Genomic DNA, 19,794 nt, shown 5'->3' with positions numbered 1-19,794 from the left:
GCGGGAATCCTGGGTGATGCTGGGGCGGAGGTGCAACGGAGTTTCCCGGCCCGGCGAACGACGGGGAAAGCCCCCGCGAACGGGCGGATCGCGGATACTCCCGAGCGGGAACGTCCCGAAATGCATCCTTGTGCGGAGCCGCACGAGGGTCTTGGGTGGGACGGGTGTGCCGGCCCGGCCCACCACAGAAGGGCCGGCGGCACGGTGGACTCTCAGGAGGATCCCGACATGTCCGATCCGGCTGGTGGCTGTGTCCGGCCACGTACCGCCGTCAGTGAGGCGGAGGTCGAGGCACTGGTCCACGGCATCTGTTTCAAGACCGGTCCGCCCAGGCTCCTCGGCGTCGAGGTGGAATGGCTCGTCCACGACCTGCGGGCGCCCCGGCTCCCGGTGTCACCCGAACGGCTCCAGGCGCTGTACACCGCGCTGCGGGGCGTGCCCCTGAGGTCGGCGCTGACCGTCGAGCCCGGCGGCCAGCTCGAGCTGAGTTCGCTCCCCGCCGCCTCCCTGACGGAGTGCGTCCGCGCGGTCTCCGCCGATCTCGACGCCGTCCGCGCCGTGCTGCGCGACGACGGCCTCGCCCTCGTCGGTCTCGGTCACGACCCCTGGCAGGCGCCGCGCCGCTACCTGCGGCAGCCGCGCTACGACGCCATGGAGGCCTGTCTCGACCGCGCCGGCCCCGGCGGCCGCTTCATGATGTGCGCCTCCGCCTCCGTGCAGGTGTGCGTGGACGCGGGGCACGAGGAGCCGGGGCCGACGGGGCACGTGCGCCGGTGGTGGCTGGCCCATCACCTGGGCGCCGTCCTGCTGGCCGCGTTCGCCAACTCCCCGCTGTCCGGCGGCCGGCCCACCGGCTGGCGGTCCACCCGGCAGCTCCGGTGGGCGCAGATCGGCCCCGGCCGGGCGGGCGGCCCCCCGCTGGACTCCGACCCGCGCGGCACCTGGACCCGGCACGTCCTGGACGCCCCGGTGATGTGCGTGCGCCGCGACGGCGGTCCGTGGGACGTGCCCGAGGGGCTGACCCTGCGGGAGTGGACCCGCGAGCTGGTGCCCCGGCCGCCGACCCGGGAGGACCTGGAGTACCACCTCACCACGCTCTTCCCGCCGGTGAGACCGCGCGGCCACCTGGAGCTGCGCATGATCGACGCGCAGCCCGGGGACGACGGCTGGATCGTGCCGCTGGCCGTGACCGCCGCGCTGTTCGACGACCCGGAGGCCACCGAGACCGCCTACCGCGCGGTCAAGCCCCTGGCCGAGCGCACCCTCGGCCTGCCCGCGCCGCACAACCCGCTGTACGAGGCCGCGGCCCGGGACGCGCTGACCGACAGGGAGCTGCGCGAGGCGGCCGGCACCTGCTTCGGGGCGGCGCTCGCCGCACTGCCCCGGCTCGGCGCGACGGCCGAGGTGACGGACGCCGTCGCCGGGTACCTGGAGCGCTACGTGCTCAGGGGCCGCTGCCCCGCCGACGACCTGCTGGACATGCCGGGCGGCGCGGACCGTGGCCCGCACGGGAGGGAGACCCACTGATGACCGACTCCACCGACGCGCCCACGACCGCCGAGGCCCTGCGGGAGCGGGCGCTGACCACGCTCGTCACCGCGCGGGAGCGCACCACGCTGCTGACGAGCTGCGTGGAGGGCCCCGACCTGACCGCCCAGGTGTCGCCGCTGATGTCCCCGCTGGTGTGGGACCTGGCGCACATAGGCAACCAGGAGGAGCAGTGGCTGCTGCGCGCGGTCGCCGGGCAGGAGGCGATACGCCCGGAGATCGACAGCCTGTACGACGCCTTCGAGCACCCCCGCTCCGAGCGGCCGAGCCTGCCGCTGCTGTCGCCCGCCGAGGCCCGCCGGTACGCGGCGGACGTGCGCGGACGGGCCCTGGACGTGCTGGAGCGCACCGCGTTCGACGGAACGCGGCTCACCGAGGCGGGCTTCGCCTTCGGCATGATCGCCCAGCACGAGCAGCAGCACGACGAGACCATGCTCATCACGCACCAGTTGCGCAGGGGGCCGCAGGCCCTGACCGCGCCCGACCCGGACCCGGTGCCGCTGTTCACCGGACCGGCCGAGGTCCTGGTGCCGGGCGGCCCGTTCACCATGGGCACCTCGACCGAGCCGTGGGCGCTGGACAACGAGCGCCCGGCGCACCGGCGCGAGGTGGCGCCGTTCCACATCGACACCACCCCGGTGACCAACGGCGCCTACCAGGCGTTCATCGACGACGGCGGCTACGACGACCCGCGCTGGTGGGCCCCCGAGGGCTGGGACCACGTCCGCCGGCACTCCCTCGCCGCCCCGCTGTTCTGGCGGCGGGACGGCGGGCAGTGGCTGCGCCGCCGCTTCGGGGTCACCGAGGCGGTGCCGGCCGACGAGCCGGTGGTGCACGTGTGCTGGTACGAGGCCGACGCGTACGCCCGCTGGGCGGGGCGCCGGCTGCCCACCGAGGCCGAGTGGGAGAAGGCCGCCCGGTACGACCCGGCGGGCGACCGCGTCATGCGCTACCCGTGGGGCGACGCCGACCCGGGGCCCGAGCACGCCAACCTCGGGCAGCGCCACCTGCGTCCGGCCCCGGCGGGCAGCTACCCGGCCGGCGAGTCGCCGCTGGGCGTGCGGCAGTTGATCGGCGACGTGTGGGAGTGGACGTCGAGCGACTTCGCCCCGTACCCGGGTTTCAGGGCGTTCCCGTACCGGGAGTACTCGGAGGTGTTCTTCGGCCCCGACTACAAGGTGCTGCGCGGCGGTTCCTTCGCCGTGGACGCGGTGGCCTGCCGGGGCACGTTCCGCAACTGGGACTATCCGGTCCGGCGGCAGATCTTCTCCGGTTTCCGCACCGCCCGCTCGGCGGAGGGCGCCTGATGTGCCGTCACCTGGCCTACGTGGGGCCGGACGAGCCGCTGGGGGCCCTCCTCGTGACGCCGCCGCACGGTCTGTACCGCCAGTCCTGGGCGCCCCGGCACCAGCGGTACGGCACGGTGAACGCCGACGGGTTCGGCGTGGGCTGGTACGCGCAAGGCGACCCGGTGCCGGCCCGGTACCGCCGGGCCGGGCCGATCTGGGCGGACCAGTCCTTCGCCGACCTGGCACGCGTCGTGCGCACCGGGGCGCTGCTCGCGGCCGTGCGGGACGCGACGCTCTCGGGCGCCGACGCGGAGGCCGCGGCGGCGCCGTTCGCCGCGGGGGCCTGGCTGTTCAGCCACAACGGCGCGGTGGCGGGCTGGCCCGCCTCGCTGGCGCCGGTGGCCGCGACGCTGCCGGCCGGGGAACTGCTGTCGCTGGAGGCGCGCAACGACTCGGCGCTGGTGTGGGCGCTGGTCCTGGCCAGGCTGCGGGCCGGGGACGACGAGGGCCGGGCGCTGGCCGAGACGGTGCTGGAGGTCGCCGCGGCGGCCCCCGCCTCCCGGCTCAACCTGCTCCTGACCAACGGCTCCGCCGTCGCCGCCACCACCTGGGGCGACACCCTGTGGCACCTGTCCCGTCCGGGCGGCGGCACGGTCGTCGCCTCGGAGCCCTACGACGACGACCCGGCCTGGCAGGAGGTCCCCGACCGCACCCTGCTGACGGCGAGCCGCACGGAGGTGCGGCTGACCCCGCTCAAGGACCCCGGCGAGACCGCCCCCGCAGACGTTTTCGTCTCTTCGAAGGAGCCCCGCACGTGAGCCCGTTCCGACTGACCCGGACGCTGCCCGAGGACGCCACGGACGCCGCGCTGCGCGACGACGTCCTGGCGGGCCTGACGAGCACGCCCAAGTGGCTGCCGCCGAAGTGGTTCTACGACGCGCGGGGCAGCGAGCTGTTCGAGGCGATCACCGCGCTGCCGGAGTACTACCCGACCCGGGCCGAGCGGGAGATCCTCGTCGACCGGGCCGCGGAGATCGCGGCGGCCACGGGTGCCCTCACCCTGGTGGAGCTGGGGTCGGGCTCCTCGGAGAAGACGCGGGTGCTGCTCGACGCGCTGACGGAGCGCAACGGGCTGCGCGGCTACGTCCCGGTCGACGTCAGCGAGAGCGCGCTCACCCGGGCCGGGCAGGCGCTCGTCGCCGAGCGCCCGGGCCTCCAGGTGCACGCGCTGATCGCCGACTTCACGGGCGGGCTGACGCTGCCCACGATGCCCGGTCCGCGGCTGGTGGCGTTCCTCGGCGGGACCGTCGGCAACCTGCTGCCCGGGGAACGCGCCGCGTTCCTGGCCTCGGTACGTGCGCTGCTCTCCCCGGGCGACGCCCTGCTGCTCGGCACGGACCTGGTCAAGGACGAGGAGGTGCTGGTCCGCGCGTACGACGACGCGGCCGGGGTGACGGCCGAGTTCAACAAGAACGTGCTGTCCGTGATGAACCGCGAGCTGGAGGCCGACTTCGAGCCCGCCGGCTTCCAGCACGTGGCACTGTGGAACGCCGAACGGGAGTGGATCGAGATGCGGCTGCGCGCGCGCACCGCGCAGACCGTCAAGGTCCAGGCGCTCGACCTGGCCGTGGACTTCGCGGCCGGGGAGGAGATGCGCACCGAGGTGTCCGCGAAGTTCCGGCGGGAGGGTGTGCGCGCCGAGCTGGAGGCGGCGGGGTTCGCCCCGGCCCACTGGTGGACCGACGCGGAGGGGCGTTTCGCCCTGTCGCTGAGCGTGGCGCGCTGAGGCACGGCATGGCGGGGCGGGCCGGGACCGGCTCGCCCCGGCCCGCCCCGGCCCGCGCCGCCGCGGTCAGCGGGTGTTGGCGTCCAGCAGCTCGGTGATGCGGTCGGAGGCCTTGCGCGCCTCCGACTTGGCGTCCGCGCCCTTGAGCACCTTCGTCATGTACTCCTTGATCGGGTTGTCCGCCTCGACGGCCCCCCACTGGGGCGTGCCCGGAGTCGCCCGGCCCTGGGCGGCACCGGCCGCCATCGCCTCGGCTCCCTCCTCGCCGGAGACGGCCTTGGCGAGCGTCTTCTTGTTGGGGACGTAGTTCATGGTGCGGGCCAGGTCGGTGTTCCACTTCTCGCCCGCGAGCGCCTCGACCACGGCGAGGGCGCCGTCCTCCTGGTCGGTGTTCTTCGGGACGACGAGGTCGGAGCCGCCGGTGAAGACGGCTCCGGGCTTGTCGGCGCTCTTGCCGGGCACGGGGAAGAAGCCGATCTTGCCCTTGAGGCCGGGGTTCTCGCGCAGGATGGACTGGGCCTGGCCCGGCACCGCGATGATCTGCGCGACCTCCCCCTTGGCGAAGACCCCGGCCTGCGGCGGGTGTTCCTCGTCGGCGTCGGCCGGACCGTCGCCCAGGGCCTGCAGTTCGCGGTAGAAGTCCATGCCGCGCAGGGCCGCCTCGGAGTCCAGGGCGCCCGTCCAGACACCGCCCTCGCCGTCCTGGGCGGCCAGCTCGCCGCCCTCGTCCCAGATGAAGCCGGAGAGGGTGTACCAGTCCTGGCCGGCCAGGTAGATGCCCTGCTCCGCGCTCTTGTCGAGCTTCTCGGTGGCGGCGAGCCACTCCTCGCGGGTGCGGGGCAGCTCCTTGACGCCGGCCTGCTCGAAGAGGTCCTTGCGGTAGATCACCACGCGGTTGGCGGCGTACCAGGGGACGCCGAACTGCTGGGACATCCACTGCCCGGGCTCGGCGAGGCCCGGCAGCCAGTCGCGGATGCCCCAGTCCCGCATGGACTCCAGGGTCAGGTCGTGCAGCCTGCCGCCCTCCGCGTACTGCGGGACCTGGGTGTTGCCGACCTCGATGACGTCGGGGCCGTCCGAGCCGTCGCCCTTCAGCGCGCTCTGCACCTTGTCGCCGATCCCGGTCCACTCCTGGATGCGGATGTCCAGGTCGAGGTCGGGGTGGTCGGCCTCGAAGCCCTTGGTGAACCGTTCCAGGAAGTCCTCCGAGGCGCTGCCCTTCATCAGCCACACGGTCACGGTGCGCCGGTCGTCCCCGCCGTCCTGCGAGATCAGGCCGCAGCCGCTGAGCACGGAGGCGGACACACAGACAAGGGCGAGGAGGCGACGTCTCACGAGGGGTCCTTCTGACTGACGAACAGAGGGCGGGCAGGTGCGTCCTGCACACGCGAAGGGAACCCGACGTGGGGGACGAGCCCGAGGCTCGAACGGGTGTCTGGGATTTTGGTATGGACCATTACAAACGTCAAGGGGAGGTACCGGAGGGTTTCCACCCCCGAGGCCGATGCCTCGCGCTCCGTCCCGACTTGGGGCACGGTGGAGTGACGCAGCACACACCGCTGCCCCGCGGAAGGGAGCACCGGCATGTCGAACCACACCTACCGGGCCACCGAGGTCGTCGGCACCTCGCCCGACGGCGTCGACCAGGCAGTCCGCAACGCCGTCACCCGCGCCTCGCAGACCCTGCGCAACCTGGACTGGTTCGAGGTGACGCAGGTGCGCGGCCAGATCGAGGACGGCCAGGTCGCGCACTGGCAGGTCGGTCTCAAGCTCGGCTTCCGCCTGGAGGAGTCGGACTGACACCGGCGGAGCACCGGCACCCCGGGCTCCGCCCGGCCGGGGCCGTCCCTCAGGTGCGGCCCTCGCGCTCCTGTGCCGCCCCCAGCTCGGCCGACCGGGCCGCCCAGCGAGCCCGGAGCACGGGGAAACCGGCGCGTTCGGCGTCGTCGCAGACCAGTTCGTCGTCGTCCACCAGGACCCGGACCTCACGGGTGCGCGCGAGCTGCCGCAGGATCTCCAGCTTGGTGCGCCGGGCGGGCCTGCGGTCGGCGTTGCCGCGCATGTGCACGGTGCCCTCGGGCAGGCCGTGGGCGGCCAGCCAGTCCAGGGTGTCGCGCCGGCAGCGCTCGGGCCGTCCGGTCAGGTAGACGACCTCGCACTCCCGCGCACTCTCCCGCACCAGCGCGATGCCCTCCGCGAGCGGCGGATCGTGCGGCGCGGCGGCGAAGAACGCGTCCCAGTCGCGCGGCCTGCGCTCCAGGAACCGCTGCCGGTGCGCCGTGTCGGCGAGGGTGTTGTCCAGGTCGAACACGGCCACCGGGGGCCTGCTGCTGTCGCTCACCCGGCCAGCCTAGAACGCCAGAACCGCGCGGCCGAACGCCAAGACCGCGCGGCCGGGAACGGGTGCCGCTCGCCGCCCGCCTCCGCGCCGCGAGCGGAGCCGGGAATCCGGACCGGGAATCTGTGCGGCGCGCGGGTGTTGAACACCGTGTGACCTCCGTACTCGCCGCCACCCGCTTCTCCGTCCTCGACCGCTCCCGCATCCGCGCGGGCCACGGCGCCGGGGAGGCGCTGCGCGACACGGTGGAGCTGGCGCGGGAGGCGGAGCGGCTCGGCTACCACCGGTTCTGGGTGGCCGAGCACCATGGCGTGCCCGGCGTGGCCGGGTCGGCGCCGACCGTCCTCGCCGCCGCCGTGGCCGGGGCCACGCACCGCATCCGCGTGGGCACCGGGGGCGTGATGCTGCCCAACCACCGGCCGCTGGTCGTCGCCGAGCAGTTCGGCGTGCTGGAGTCGCTCTTCCCCGGCCGGATCGACATGGGGCTCGGCCGCTCGGTGGGCTTCACCGACGGCGTGCGCCGGGCACTGGGCCGGGACAAGGACGACGCGGAGGACTTCGACGCACAACTGGCCGAACTGCTCGGCTGGTTCCGGGGCACCTCGCCCACGGGCGTGCACGCGCGTCCCGCGGAGGGGCTGACCGTGCCGCCGTTCGTGCTGGCCATGGGCGAGGGCGCGGCCGTCGCCGCCCGGGCCGGCCTGCCGATGGTCATCGGGGACCTGCGCGACCGGGACCGGATGCGCCGCGGCATCGACCGCTACCGCGCCGGGTTCCGTCCCTCCGGGTGGAGCCAGGAGCCCTACGTCGTCGTCTCCGGCACCGTCGCGGTGGCAGCGACACCCCGGGCGGCCGGGCGGCTCCTGGTCCCGGAGGCGTGGTCCATGGCCCACGCCCGCACCCGGGGCTCCTTCCCGCCGCTGCCCCGGGCCGAGGAGGTCGAGGCCCGGACGATGACGGGCAGGGAACGCGACCTGTACGACGCGGGACTAGCGGGCCACATCGCCGGCACCGAGGAGCAGGTCGCCGACGCGCTGGAGACGCTGGTGAAGGAGACCGGCGCACAGGAGGTCCTGGTCACCACCAGCACCTACGACCGCGAAGCGCTCCTCGACTCCTACCGGCGGCTCGCCCGGATCACCGGCACGGCACCGCCGGACACCCCGGCGTAGAATCGCGGGGTTTGTCCCCCACCGTACGGAGTTCCCCGCGATGCACAGCCCCCACGACCCGTACGTCCGCGTGCGCGACGCCCGCGAGCACAACCTCCAGGGCGTCGACGTGGACGTCCCCCGGGACGTGCTGGCGGTCTTCACCGGTGTCTCCGGCTCGGGGAAGTCCTCGCTGGCCTTCGGCACGGTCTACGCCGAGGCGCAGCGGCGCTACTTCGAGTCGGTCGCGCCGTACGCCCGGCGGCTGATCCACCAGGTGGGCGCGCCGAAGGTGGGCGGGATCACCGGGCTGCCGCCCGCGGTGTCGCTGCAGCAGCGGCGGTCGGCGCCGACGTCCCGCTCCTCGGTGGGAACGGTCACCAACCTCTCCAACTCCCTGCGGATGCTCTTCTCCCGCGCGGGCGACTACCCGCCGGGCGCCGAACGGCTGGACTCCGACGCCTTCTCGCCCAACACGGCGGCCGGGGCCTGCCCCGAGTGCCACGGGCTCGGCCGGGTGCACCGCACCACCGAGGAGCTGCTGGTCCCGGACCCGTCGCTGTCGGTCCGCGAGGGTGCGATCGCCGCCTGGCCGGGTGCCTGGCAGGGCAAGAACCTGCGGGACGTCCTCGACGCGCTCGGCCACGACGTGGACCGCCCCTGGCGCGAACTGCCCGCCGAACAGCGGGAGTGGATCCTGTTCACCGACGAGCAGCCGGTGGTCACGGTGCACCCGGTGCGCGAGGCGGGCCGCATCCAGCGGCCGTACCAGGGCACGTACATGAGCGCCCGGCGCTACGTGATGAAGACGTTCGCCGACTCCAGGAGCGCGACCCTGCGGGCGAAGGCGGAGCGTTTTCTGACCAGCGCGCCCTGCCCGGTGTGCGGCGGCGGCCGGCTGCGGGCCGAGTCCCTCGCGGTGACCGTCGGCGGCCGCACCGTCGCCGAGCTGGCCGGGCTGCCGCTCACCGAACTGGCCGCGCTGCTGCCGACCGGGGGCGAGACGGCCAGGGTGCTGACCGAGGACCTCGTCTCCCGGATCGCGCCCGTCGTCGAGCTGGGGCTCGGTTACCTGAGCCTGGACCGCCCCACCCCGACCCTGTCGGCGGGCGAGCTGCAGCGGCTGCGGCTGGCGACCCAGTTGCGCTCCGGGCTGTTCGGGGTGGTGTACGTCCTCGACGAGCCCTCGGCGGGCCTGCACCCGGCGGACACCGAGGCGCTCCTGACGGTGCTGGAGCGGCTGAAGGCGGCCGGGAACTCGGTGTTCGTGGTGGAGCACCACCTCGACGTGATGCGCGGCGCCGACTGGATCGTGGACGTCGGTCCGCGGGCCGGCGAACACGGCGGGCGGGTGCTGTACAGCGGCCCGGTGGACGGGCTGGCCGGGGTCGCGGAGTCCGCCACCGCCCGTCACCTCTTCAGGCGGGCCCCCGCGCCCGTCCGCGAGGTGCGTGCCCCGCGGGGCACGCTGACGGTCGGTCCGGTGACCCGGCACAACCTGCGCGGGGTGACCGCGCGGTTCCCGCTCGGAGTGCTGACCGCGGTCACCGGCGTGTCCGGCTCGGGGAAGTCGACCCTGGTCGGCGAGATCACCGAGGACCTGGCGGGCGTGGACCGGCTGGTCTCCGTGGACCAGCGCCCGATCGGCCGCACCCCGCGCTCCAACCTGGCCACGTACACGGGCCTGTTCGACGTCGTGCGCAAGGTCTTCGCCGCCACCGGCCAGGCACGGCAACGGGGGTACGGCGCGGGCCGGTTCTCGTTCAACGTGGCGGGAGGCCGCTGCGAGACCTGTCAGGGCGAGGGTTTCGTCAGCGTCGAGCTGCTGTTCCTGCCGAGCACCTACGCGCCGTGCCCCGACTGCGGCGGGGCGCGCTACAACCCCGCAACGCTCGAAGTGGCGTACCGGGGGCGGAACATCGCCGAGGTGCTGGACCTGACGGTGGAGGGCGCGGCGGAGTTCTTCGCGGACACTCCGGCGGTGGCCCGCGCTCTGGCGGCGCTGCTGGACGTCGGTCTCGGCTATCTGCGGCTCGGCCAGCCGGCCACGGAGCTGTCCGGCGGGGAGGCGCAGCGCATCAAGCTGGCGAGCGAGCTGCAGCGGGGGCGCCGCGGGCACACCCTGTACCTCCTCGACGAGCCGACGACGGGTCTGCACCCGGCCGATGTCGAGGTGCTGATGCGCCAGTTGCACGGTCTGGTCGAGGCCGGCCACACGGTGGTCGTGGTCGAGCACGACATGGGTGTGGTGGCGGGCGCCGACCACGTGATCGACCTGGGGCCGGGCGGCGGCGACGCGGGGGGCCGGATCGTGGCGGCGGGGACGCCCGCCGAGGTGGCGCGGACCGCGGGGAGCGCCACGGCGCCCTACCTGGCGCGGGCCCTGGACGGCGGGAAGCGCCGGTGAACCGGGTTCACCGGCGCACGGTCCCGCGCCCATGCCGGGCGACGGTCACTCGCGGCCCCGCCGCCTCTCGCCCCGGCCCCTCTCGTCCTCGGTGAAGGTCTCGGTCTCGGCCTCGATGCGCTCCTTGCGGACCTGGCCGCGCACCGTCTCGTTCTCGGTGAGTTCCTCGGTGGTCATCCGGACCCGCTCCACCGGCACCGTCTCCGTCTCCACGACGGGGCGTTCCGCGTGCAGCGTGACCTCGTGCTCGGCCTCGCTGATCTCCGGCCCGGCCATGGCCTCGTCACGGTTGGCGTCCGTGATGGGCTCGCGCACGACGCGGACCTCCTCGTGGGTCAGCGGCACGGTCTGCTGGACCTCTTCCGTGACCACGTACTTGTGCAGCCGGGCCCGGCCCGTCTCGTGGCGTTCGACGCCGACGCGCATCTGCTCCTCGGAGCGGGTCATCGCCTCGTCGCCGCGCATGGCCTCGCGCCGCGCGGTGTCCTCGCGGCCGGTGGTGCCGCCCGCCGTACCGGCCAGACCCGCGGCTCCCGCCGCCCCGGCGGCTCCGGCCGTTCCGGCCGTTCCGGCGGCGCCCGCCGTGCCCGGGCCCGCGGCGAAGCGGCCGTCGTCGGTGCGTTCGGCCTCGGACAGCACGCTGTCCCAGTTGATGCCGTAGTAGTCGTAGAGCCGGTGCTCCTCGGTCTCCGACAGATGGCCGCCCGCGTCGACGTCGACAGAGGGCGCGCCCTTGACCTGGTCCTTGCCGTAGGGAACCTCGAGGTGGTCCTGTACCAGCGCGGCGTCACGGATGGGCACGAAGGACTCGGCGGAGCCGAACATGCCCGTCTTGACACTCACCCACTCGGGGCGCCCGGTCATGTCGTCGAAGAAGACATGCTTCGCGTCGCCGATCTTGTTGCCGTCCCCGTCGTAGACCGGCTGGTCCAGGACGTTGGCGATCTCTTCACGGGTGATCATCTGCCATCACCCTCCTTTCGGGTGCCTGTCTTCCGACTGTCCGTATCCAGCCGTGAGGAAACGGCACAAACATCACAAAGCACACATACTTTTCGAATGTGCTTTCCCCGGGTGACCGTGGTCCCGGCCGTGCACCGCGCGCTCGGCGGCCTCGGCGAGGCGCCGGCGGTCGCGGTGAGGGCCGGACGGCAGGGCGGGGCACACCTCCACCTCGGCGGTCAGCCCCCGCGCCGACGCCACCCGCCAGACGGAGGCGAGCAGGGTGTCCGGGCCGACGAAGGCGGGCGTCGTGCTCACCGCCCCCGTCCCGGCGCGGTAGGTGATCCGGACCGGCTGGACCGGCGTCCCGGCGTCCAGGGCGGCCTGGAAGACCGCCCGGCTGAAGGACCCCCGGCCGCGTCCGCACCAGGTGCTGCCCTCGGGGAAGGCGGCCACCGCGGCGCCCGCGCGCAGGGCCCCGGCGATCGCGCGGACCGTCTCGGGCAGCGCCCGCAGCCGGTCCCGGTCGATGAACAGCACCCCGGCTCGCGCGGCCGGCCCGCCCGCCAGCGGCCAGTGCCGGACCTCGGTCTTGGCGAGCATCCGGGCGGGGCGTACGGCGGCCAGCAGCGGGATGTCGAGCCAGGAGACGTGGTTGGCGACGAGGAGCAGCCCGCCCTCGGGGGCGGCGGCGCCCGTGACCCGGACCCGGACGCCCGCGGCCCGCACCACCCACCGGCACCAGCCCCGCACCAGGGCCGCGGGCAGCCTGCGCCGCAGACCGGGCGGTGCGAACAGGGCGGCGAACCCGGCGAGGAGCAGCGCGGCGACCGCCGTGAGCCGCAGCACGGCACGCGGCACGGCCGCCGCGCCCCGGGACGCCTCCACGCACGCGGCGGGGGTGCACGGCGCGACGGGCAGCCAGCCGCTCACCGGGCCGGGACCAGCGACAGGAAGTGCCGCAGGTAGCGCGGGTCGACGCGGTTCATCGGCAGCAGCACGTACAGGTCCGCGACGCCGAAGTCCACGTCGTGGGCGGGCTCCCCGCAGACCCAGGCGCCGAGCCGGAGGTAGCCGCGCAGCAGCGCCGGCAGCTCGGTGCGGGCGCGGGGCGGCGCGGCGGGCGACGCCGGGCGCGGCACCCACGGCAGCAGCGGCCGTACCCGGTACTCCTCGGGAGCCAGGTGCTTGGCCCGCACCCGCTCCCAGGTGCCGGCGGCGAGGGTTCCGCCGTCGGCGAGCGGGAGGGAGCAGCAGCCCGCCAGCCACGCGTGGCCGTGGTCGGTCATGTAGCGGGCGATCCCGGCCCAGATGAGGCCGATGACGGCGCCGTCGCGGTGGTCGGGGTGCACGCAGGAGCGGCCCACCTCGACCAGTCCGGGGCGGATCGCGTCCAGCGGCGCGAGGTCGAACTCGCTCTCGGCGTACAGCCGTCCGGCGACCGCGGCGCGCTCCGGCGGCAGCAGCCGGTAGGTCCCCACCACCTGCCCGGTCGTCTCCTCGCGCACGAGCAGGTGGTCGCAGTACGCGTCGAAGGGGTCGACGTCGTGTCCGGGCCGGGGGCTCGCCAGCAGCGCGCCCATCTCCCCGGCGAAGACGTCGTGGCGCAGTCGTTGCGCGGCCCGCACGTCCTCCTCGTCGCGGGCGAGGGCGATCGTGTAGCGGCGGGGCGCGGCGGGCTTCTGGAGGCGGTCAGCGGTCAGTACGCCGGTCATGGGTGCTCCTGGGCCGGGGGACGGGTCCGCCCCAGTTCTTCCGGCGCCGGCTGTACTGCGCATGACGACTGCCGGGAGCGCGGATGTGCGCTTCCTGAATGCCGGGCGCGCAAGCGAGACGGGGCCGGGGGGAGCACCTCCCCCGGCCCCGCCCGTCCGCACCTTGTCGGCGAACGTTCACAGAACGCGCCCCGGAGGGCGCGGGGGCGCTACCGCCGCGCCTTCCGCGCGGCCCGCAGCCATTCCTTGTTCATGCTGGTGATGGACATCAGCGGAATGCCCTTCGGGCAAGCGGTCGCGCACTCCCCGGCCAGCGTGCAGCCGCCGAAGCCCTCCGCGTCCATCTGCCCCACCATGTCGAGCACCCGGGTCTCGCGCTCGGGCGCGCCCTGGGGCAGGACGTTGAGGTGGTTCACCTTCGCGGAGGTGAACAGCATCGCCGCCCCGTTCGGGCATGCCGCCACGCAGGCGCCGCAGCCGATGCACTCCGCGTGCTCGAAGGCGAGGTCGGCGTCCGGCTTGGGCACCGGCGTGGCGTGCGCCTCCGGCGCGGCGCCGGTGGGCGCGGTGATGTAGCCGCCGGCCTGGATGATCCGGTCGAAGGCGGAGCGGTCGACGACCAGGTCCTTGACGACCGGGAAGGCGGCGGCCCGCCACGGCTCGACGTCGATGGTGTCGCCGTCCTTGAAGGACCGCATGTGCAACTGGCAGGTGGTGGTGCGCTCGGGGCCGTGGGCGTCGCCGTTGATGACCAGCGAGCAGGCGCCGCAGATGCCCTCGCGGCAGTCGTGGTCGAAGGCGACCGGGTCCTCGCCCTTGAGGATGAGTTCCTCGTTGAGCGTGTCGAGCATCTCCAGGAAGGACATGTCGCTGGAGATTCCGTCCACCTCGTACGTGGACATGTGGCCTTCGGCGTCGGCGTTCTTCTGCCGCCAGACGCGCAGGGTGAGCTTCATGCGTAGCTCCGCTGGGTGGGGTGGACGTACTCGAAGACCAGGTCTTCCTTGTGCAGGGTCGGAGCCTCGCCGGTGCCGGTGAACTCCCAGGCCGCGGCGTAGCCGAACTCGTCGTCCTTGCGGGCCGCCTCGCCGTCCGGGGTCTGGGACTCCTCGCGGAAGTGGCCCCCGCAGGACTCGGAGCGGTGCAGCGCGTCGAGGCACATCAGCTCGGCGAGTTCCAGGTAGTCGACGATGCGGTTGGCCTTCTCCAGCGACTGGTTGAACTCCTCGCCGGTGCCGGGGACCTTGATGCGCCGCCAGAACTCCTCACGGATCTGCGGGATGCGCTCCAGGGCCTTGCGCAGCCCGGACTCGGTGCGGGCCATGCCGCAGAACTCCCACATCAGCTCGCCGAGTTCGCGGTGGAAGGAGTCCGGGGTGCGGTCGCCGTCGACGGACAGGAGCAGGTTCAGCCGGTCCTCGGTCTCGGCCAGCACCTCCTGCACCACCGGGTGGTTGTCGTCCAGGCCGTTCTGGTGGGGGGTGCGGGCGAGGTAGTCGTTGATGGTGGCCGGCAGCACGAAGTAGCCGTCGGCCAGGCCCTGCATCAGCGCGGAGGCGCCGAGCCGGTTGGCGCCGTGGTCGGAGAAGTTGGCCTCGCCGATCGCGAACAGGCCCGGGATCGTGGTCTGGAGGTCGTAGTCGACCCACAGGCCGCCCATCGTGTAGTGCACGGCGGGGTAGATCCGCATCGGCACCCGGTACGGGTCCTCGTCGGTGATCCGCTGGTACATGTCGAAGAGATTGCCGTACTTGGCTTCGACGGCCTTGCGGCCCATCCGCTCGATGGCGTCGGCGAAGTCCAGGTAGACGCCCTGGCCGCCGGGCCCCACTCCCCTGCCTTCGTCGCAGACGTTCTTCGCGGCGCGGGAGGCGATGTCGCGCGGCACGAGGTTGCCGAAGGAGGGGTAGATGCGCTCCAGGTAGTAGTCGCGCTCGTCCTCGGGAATCTTGTTCGGCGGCCGGTCGTCGCCCTTGGCCCTGGGCACCCAGATCCGGCCGTCGTTGCGCAGCGACTCGCTCATCAGCGTCAGCTTCGACTGGTGGTCGCCGGTGCGCGGGATGCAGGTCGGGTGGATCTGGGTGAAGCAGGGGTTGGCGAAGTACGCGCCGCGCCGGTGCGCCCGCCAGATCGCGGTCGCGTTGGAGTTCATGGCGTTGGTCGAGAGGTAGAAGACGTTGCCGTAGCCGCCGGAGGCCAGGACGACGGCGTCGGCGTAGTAGGTGTCGATCCTCCCGGTGATCAGGTCCCGGGCGACGATGCCACGGGCCCGGCCGTCCACGACGATCAGGTCCAGCATCTCGGTGCGCGGGTGCATCTCGACGTTGCCGGCCGCGATCTGCCGGCTGAGCGCCTGGTAGGCGCCGAGCAGCAGTTGCTGGCCCGTCTGGCCGCGGGCGTAGAAGGTGCGGGACACCTGGACGCCGCCGAAGGAGCGGGTGTCGAGCAGTCCGCCGTACTCGCGGGCGAAGGGCACGCCCTGCGCCACGCACTGGTCGATGATCTCGACGGAGATCTGGGCGAGCCGGTGCACGTTGGACTCGCGGGAGCGGAAGTCGCCGCCCTTGACGGTGTCGTAGAACAGGCGGTGGACGGAGTCGCCGTCGTTGCGGTAGTTCTTCGCGGCGTTGATCCCGCCCTGGGCGGCGATGGAGTGGGCCCGGCGCGGAGAGTCCTGGTAGCAGAACTGGACGACGTGGTAGCCCTGTTCGGCGAGGGTGGCGCCGGCGGAACCACCGGCCAGGCCGGTGCCGACGACGATGACGGTCTTGCCGCGCCGGTTGGCGGGGTTGACCAGCTTCGCCTCGAAACGGCGCGTGTCCCAGCGCTCGTTGACGGGTCCGGCGGGGGCCTTGGTGTCGGCGACGGGCTCGCCGGTCGTGTAGTCGGCGTAGGTTGTCATGTCAGCTCACCACTCCGGTCATGACGCCCACGGGTACGGCGACGAAGCCGATCGTGAGCAGCAGCGCGAGGACGTTCGCGACGGTCTTCAGGGCGCGGTCGCGGGTACGGCTGCCGGCGCCGAGGGTCTGGGCGGCGCTCCAGAAGCCGTGCCGGATGTGCAGGCCGAGGGCGAGCATCGCGACGATGTAGATGGTGTTGCCGTACCAGGTGGAGAAGGTGTCCACGACGTTCTGGTAGGGCTTGCCGGACTCGAAGCCGCCGGGGTGCACGGTGCCGGTGGTCAGGTCGAGAATGTGCCAGACGACGAACAGGCCGAGGATGATCCCGCCCCAGCGCATGGTGCGGGTCGCGTAACTCGAACGGGCCTTCTTGTGCACGTACTTGCTGGGCCGCGCCTTGATGTCACGGCGGCTGAGCAGGTACGCGGAGACGGCGTGGGCGACGACGGCGACGACCAGCACGACGCGGATCAGCCAGAGCGTCCACTCGTAGTGCATGAACGGTTCGCCGACCGTGCGCAGCCAGTGGGCGTAGTGGTTGAACTCCTCGGTGCCGAAGAAGATCTTCAGGTTCCCGATCATGTGGGCGACCAGGTAGAGCAGCATGACGAGACCGCTGACCGCCATCACTGTCTTCTTGCCGACGGTCGAGTCCCACACGGTGCGCGCCATGGACGGCCGTCGGTCCGTCCGCGTTGCCAGAGCCATGTCACAGGACGTTACGGGGCAGGAGCCCCATCGGTCCAAGACATGGAACGCCTTGTTCCCATAGGGTGTGCCTATCGACGGCGTATGCTCGCGGTATGCAGTTGCAACAGCTCCAGTACTTCGTGGCGGTCGCCGAGACCCGGCACTTCACGCGGGCCGCCGAGGTGGTCCATGTGGCGCAGCCCTCGCTGTCGCAGCAGATCAAGGCGCTGGAGCGGGAGTTGGGCGCCGACCTGTTCCTGCGGGCGCGCGGGAACATCACCCTCACCGACGCCGGCGAGGCGCTGCTGCCGCTGGCCCGGCGCATCCTGGCGGACGCGGACACCGCACGGCACGAGGTGCTGGAGCTGGCGCAGTTGCGCCGCGGGCGGGTCAGGCTGGGCGCCACCCCGAGCCTGTGCACCGGCCTGCTGCCGGACGTGCTGCGCGCCTTCCACGACCGCTATCCCGGCATCCGGCTGCTGATCGAGGAGAGCGGCTCGCACGACCTGGTGCGGGAGCTGGCGCGCGGCGCGCTGGACCTCGCCCTGGTGGTGCTGCCGCTGCCCACCGCGTCACCGGCGCTGACCACGGTGGAGCTGCTGCGGGAGGACCTGGTGGTGGTGTCGTCCCCGGAGTCGCCCCGGCCGGGCGGCGGGCGCCGTGCCGTGCGCATCACCGACCTGGAGGGCGAGCGTCTGGTGATGTTCCGGCACGGCTACGACCTGCGGGAGCTGACCGTGGCCGCGTGCCGCTCCGCGGGTTTCGAGCCGGACTTCGCCGTGGAGGGCGGGGAGATGGACGCGGTACTGGGCTTCGTACGGGCCGGGCTCGGCCTGGCGGTCGTCCCGCGGATGGTGGCGGCCCGCTCCGGGCGCGGGCTGCGGGTGACCCCGCTGGCCCGGCCCGGCCTGTACCGGACCATCGCCCTGGCCCACCGCAGCGACGTGGCCCCGCCGAGGGCGGCACGGGAGCTGCAGCGGATGCTGCTGGAGCGGTGAGGGCGGCCCGGGGATCAGAGCGCGGCGGGCCTGAGGACCTCCTCGCACCAGCGGCGGAAGCCGGTGGGCGCGGTGTCCGGGGTGCTGGGCTCGGCCTCGCCGTAGAAGCCCTGGGCGTCCATCGCGGCGGCCATGTCGGCCAGCCCCCGGGCGCCCGCCTCGCTGGCCCCGAACCGCAGGGCGGACGCCCGGTACGCCTCCGGGGTGGTCTCCCGCACCCGTACCGGGCGGCCCAGCACCTCGGACAGGACCTGCGCCATGCCCGTGGGGGTCAGGGCGTCGGGGCCGACCATCGGGACGTCGGCGCGGCCGGTCCAGGAGTCGTCGAGCAGCAGGCGGGCGGCCGTGGCGGCGATGTCGGCGGTGGCACAGGTCCGCAGGACCCGGTCCGCGGCGTACGCCACGCGGAACTCGCCGGTCTCGCGCAGGGCGGCCGCCTGCCCGAGCAGGTTCTCCATCAGGAAGGGCGGGCACAGGGCGCGGTAGTGCACGCCGGTGGCCGCGATCCGGTCGTCCATGGCGAGCGAGGCGGAGACCGGTCCGGCGTCCTTGGCCACGCCGCGTCCCAGGCTGGAGACGGCGACGACCCGGGCGACGCCCTGCCGCGCGATCACGTCGCACAGCGGCAGCGTGAAGTCGCGGAAGTGGCCCTCGACACTGTCGGCGCCGGGCGCGGGCGGCACCAGCCAGAACACCTGGCCGGCCCCCTCGCAGGCCGCGCCCAGGACCTCGGGGTCGGCGTGCGAGCCCTGGAACACCTCGGCCCGTTCGCGGGCCCGGGCGCCGAGCCTGCCGGGGTCGCGGGCGACGACGCGCAGGGCGGTCCCGTCGTCCCGGGTGTCGAGGGCGTCCAGGACGTTGTCGAGGACCTGCCGGCCGATGCCGCCGGTCGGGGTGGTGATGACGATCACGAGCACAACTCCGGTTCAGGGGAGGGCGGGAGGGGAGGTACGCGCCGGTGCGGGAAGCCCGTTCCGTCCGCTTTCCGGCGCTCTCCCATCCTGGGCGCGGGCCCGGCGGAACTGAAGGATCGATCGGGTCCGGGTTGTTACCCTCAAGGCAATACCGGGCAGTGTCCGAGGTCGGAGGGAGGCGGAGCATGGAGTCGCGTCCCCTGCGGTACTTCGTGGCGGTCGCCGAGGAGCTGAACTTCGCGCGCGCCGCCGAGCGGCTCGGCATCTCCCCGCCGCCCCTGTCCAGGGCGATCCGCCGCCTGGAGGCCGAGCTGGGCGTCAGGCTGTTCGAGCGGTCCACCCACAGTGTCACCCGGACCCCGGCCGGGGACGTCCTGCTGGCCGAGGCCCGCGTCGCGCTGGACGCCCTGGAGGCCGCCGGGCGGCGGGCCAGGCGGGCGGCGGAGCAGCCGAAGCTGGTGCTCGCCGTGAAGGCCGACGGTGACGCCGGGCTGCTGGAGCCGATCCTGGCGCGCTACGCGTCCGAGCCCGGGTCCGTGCCGGTCGCCGTCCGGCTGTGCGGGTGGCAGGAGCAGCCGGGGCTGCTGCGCGGCGGCGAGGCGGACGTCGCCCTGGTCCACGCGCCCTTCGACGGGACCGGCCTGGACACGGAGACGCTGGCCGCCGAGCCACGCGTCGCCGTCCTCGCCGCGGACCATCCGCTCGCCGCCCGCGACCGGCTGGAGCTGGCCGACCTCGGACTGGACGCCGGCAGCGTGGAGCGGCACATCGACGAGGCCCGGCGCGGCCACGGCGACCTGGCCCAGGTCCTCACGGCCGTCTCCCTGGGGAAGGTCGTCACCCTGCTCCCCGCCTCGGTGACCGCCCGCTATCCCCGCCCGGGCATCGCCTACCGCCCGGTCCTGGACGCCCCGCCGGTCGTCCTCTCCCTGGCCTGGCCCCGGCACTCCCGCTCGACGGCCACCGCGGCCCTGGTCCGCGCGGCAACGGAGGCCGCCGAGGCCGCGCGCGCCGGCACATGAGCACGCAACCCGGCCCCGGCCGCGCCCCTGAGCCACCCACACCGACGACATGACCCGCACCCCGCACCCCCACCGTGCCAGCCACTCCCCC

At 73.7% G+C, this 19,794-nt stretch carries 18 protein-coding genes; 9 read left to right on the top strand and 9 right to left on the bottom strand.

Annotation, left to right across the window (positions count from 1 at the left end; translation table 11 throughout):
• Positions 1-228: 228 nt before the first annotated feature.
• The 4 genes from egtA to egtD are packed head-to-tail and all read left to right on the top strand — an operon-like array spanning position 229 to position 4,623.
• Complete coding sequence (gene egtA / locus IG88_RS0128775; protein WP_031047404.1) at positions 229-1,527, top strand: ergothioneine biosynthesis glutamate--cysteine ligase EgtA; 1,299 nt, start codon at positions 229-231, stop codon at positions 1,525-1,527.
• Complete coding sequence (gene egtB / locus IG88_RS0128770; RefSeq protein WP_031047402.1) at positions 1,527-2,855, top strand: ergothioneine biosynthesis protein EgtB; 1,329 nt, start codon at positions 1,527-1,529, stop codon at positions 2,853-2,855. The genes egtA and egtB overlap by 1 nt, the downstream gene beginning before the upstream one ends.
• Positions 2,855-3,655 (top strand): ergothioneine biosynthesis protein EgtC, encoded by an 801-nt coding sequence (gene egtC, locus IG88_RS0128765; protein ID WP_031047400.1) that lies wholly within the window; start codon positions 2,855-2,857, stop codon positions 3,653-3,655. The genes egtB and egtC overlap by 1 nt, the downstream gene beginning before the upstream one ends.
• Positions 3,652-4,623, top strand: coding sequence for an L-histidine N(alpha)-methyltransferase (egtD, locus tag IG88_RS0128760; protein ID WP_031047398.1), 972 nt, complete (start codon positions 3,652-3,654; stop codon positions 4,621-4,623). The genes egtC and egtD overlap by 4 nt, the downstream gene beginning before the upstream one ends.
• Positions 4,624-4,689: 66 nt before the next feature.
• Here the strand turns inward: egtD and IG88_RS0128755 are convergent, their stop codons facing one another.
• A complete protein-coding gene (locus tag IG88_RS0128755; protein ID WP_031047394.1) occupies positions 4,690-5,958 on the bottom strand; it encodes an extracellular solute-binding protein in 1,269 nt (422 codons plus the stop codon).
• A gap of 249 nt (positions 5,959-6,207) precedes the next feature.
• Here IG88_RS0128755 and IG88_RS0128745 point away from each other — a divergent pair, with 249 nt between their 5' ends.
• Positions 6,208-6,423: a dodecin gene (locus IG88_RS0128745; RefSeq protein WP_031047389.1), complete on the top strand. Its 216-nt coding sequence runs from the start codon at positions 6,208-6,210 to the stop codon at positions 6,421-6,423.
• Between the two features lie 49 nt (positions 6,424-6,472).
• Here IG88_RS0128745 and IG88_RS0128740 read toward each other — a convergent pair whose 3' ends face one another.
• Positions 6,473-6,964, bottom strand: a complete 492-nt coding sequence (locus tag IG88_RS0128740) for a nucleotidase (RefSeq protein ID WP_031047387.1) — start codon at positions 6,962-6,964, stop codon at positions 6,473-6,475.
• A 149-nt stretch (positions 6,965-7,113) separates the two neighbouring features.
• Here IG88_RS0128740 and IG88_RS0128735 point away from each other — a divergent pair, with 149 nt between their 5' ends.
• Both IG88_RS0128735 and IG88_RS0128730 read left to right on the top strand, forming a co-directional pair.
• Positions 7,114-8,133, top strand: a complete 1,020-nt coding sequence (locus tag IG88_RS0128735; protein WP_031047384.1) for an LLM class flavin-dependent oxidoreductase — start codon at positions 7,114-7,116, stop codon at positions 8,131-8,133.
• A 40-nt stretch (positions 8,134-8,173) separates the two neighbouring features.
• Entirely contained in the window at positions 8,174-10,519 is a 2,346-nt protein-coding gene (locus tag IG88_RS0128730) for an ATP-binding cassette domain-containing protein (RefSeq protein ID WP_031047381.1), read from the top strand.
• Between the two features lie 45 nt (positions 10,520-10,564).
• Here the strand turns inward: IG88_RS0128730 and IG88_RS0128725 are convergent, their stop codons facing one another.
• From IG88_RS0128725 to IG88_RS0128700, 6 genes are all read right to left on the bottom strand, one after another.
• Positions 10,565-11,482, bottom strand: a complete 918-nt coding sequence (locus IG88_RS0128725; RefSeq protein ID WP_031047378.1) for a DUF2382 domain-containing protein — start codon at positions 11,480-11,482, stop codon at positions 10,565-10,567.
• A 72-nt stretch (positions 11,483-11,554) separates the two neighbouring features.
• Positions 11,555-12,394 (bottom strand): lysophospholipid acyltransferase family protein, encoded by an 840-nt coding sequence (locus IG88_RS0128720; RefSeq protein WP_031047377.1) that lies wholly within the window; start codon positions 12,392-12,394, stop codon positions 11,555-11,557.
• Positions 12,391-13,176, bottom strand: a complete 786-nt coding sequence (locus IG88_RS0128715; RefSeq protein ID WP_031047375.1) for a GNAT family N-acetyltransferase — start codon at positions 13,174-13,176, stop codon at positions 12,391-12,393. Before IG88_RS0128715 ends, IG88_RS0128720 begins: the two co-directional genes overlap by 4 nt.
• Positions 13,177-13,385: 209 nt before the next feature.
• Positions 13,386-14,132, bottom strand: a complete 747-nt coding sequence (locus IG88_RS0128710) for a succinate dehydrogenase/fumarate reductase iron-sulfur subunit (RefSeq protein ID WP_031047373.1) — start codon at positions 14,130-14,132, stop codon at positions 13,386-13,388.
• Positions 14,129-16,078 (bottom strand): fumarate reductase/succinate dehydrogenase flavoprotein subunit, encoded by a 1,950-nt coding sequence (locus IG88_RS0128705; protein WP_031047371.1) that lies wholly within the window; start codon positions 16,076-16,078, stop codon positions 14,129-14,131. The genes IG88_RS0128710 and IG88_RS0128705 overlap by 4 nt, the downstream gene beginning before the upstream one ends.
• A gap of 1 nt (position 16,079) precedes the next feature.
• Positions 16,080-16,751 (bottom strand): succinate dehydrogenase, encoded by a 672-nt coding sequence (locus IG88_RS0128700; RefSeq protein WP_031047369.1) that lies wholly within the window; start codon positions 16,749-16,751, stop codon positions 16,080-16,082.
• Positions 16,752-16,882: 131 nt separating this feature from the next.
• Between IG88_RS0128700 and IG88_RS0128695 the strand changes: the two genes are divergently transcribed.
• Complete coding sequence (locus tag IG88_RS0128695; RefSeq protein WP_031047367.1) at positions 16,883-17,767, top strand: LysR family transcriptional regulator; 885 nt, start codon at positions 16,883-16,885, stop codon at positions 17,765-17,767.
• Positions 17,768-17,781: 14 nt separating this feature from the next.
• Here the strand turns inward: IG88_RS0128695 and IG88_RS0128690 are convergent, their stop codons facing one another.
• Positions 17,782-18,678 (bottom strand): NAD(P)H-binding protein, encoded by an 897-nt coding sequence (locus tag IG88_RS0128690; RefSeq protein WP_031047354.1) that lies wholly within the window; start codon positions 18,676-18,678, stop codon positions 17,782-17,784.
• A 188-nt stretch (positions 18,679-18,866) separates the two neighbouring features.
• On the opposite strand from IG88_RS0128690, the gene IG88_RS0128685 reads away from it, so the two are divergent.
• Positions 18,867-19,703 carry a LysR family transcriptional regulator gene (locus IG88_RS0128685; RefSeq protein ID WP_031047350.1) on the top strand — a complete coding sequence of 279 codons (837 nt, stop codon included), beginning with the start codon at positions 18,867-18,869 and terminating at the stop codon, positions 19,701-19,703.
• The last annotated feature ends 91 nt before the right edge of the window (positions 19,704-19,794 follow it).

The sequence above is a fragment of the Streptomyces sp. NRRL F-5650 genome, from assembly GCF_000721365.1.
Taxonomy (GTDB): Bacteria; Actinomycetota; Actinomycetes; order Streptomycetales; family Streptomycetaceae; genus Streptomyces; species Streptomyces ardesiacus.
The sequence above is the reverse complement of the archived record's forward strand: the minus strand, read 5'-3'. Positions and strand labels throughout refer to the sequence as shown.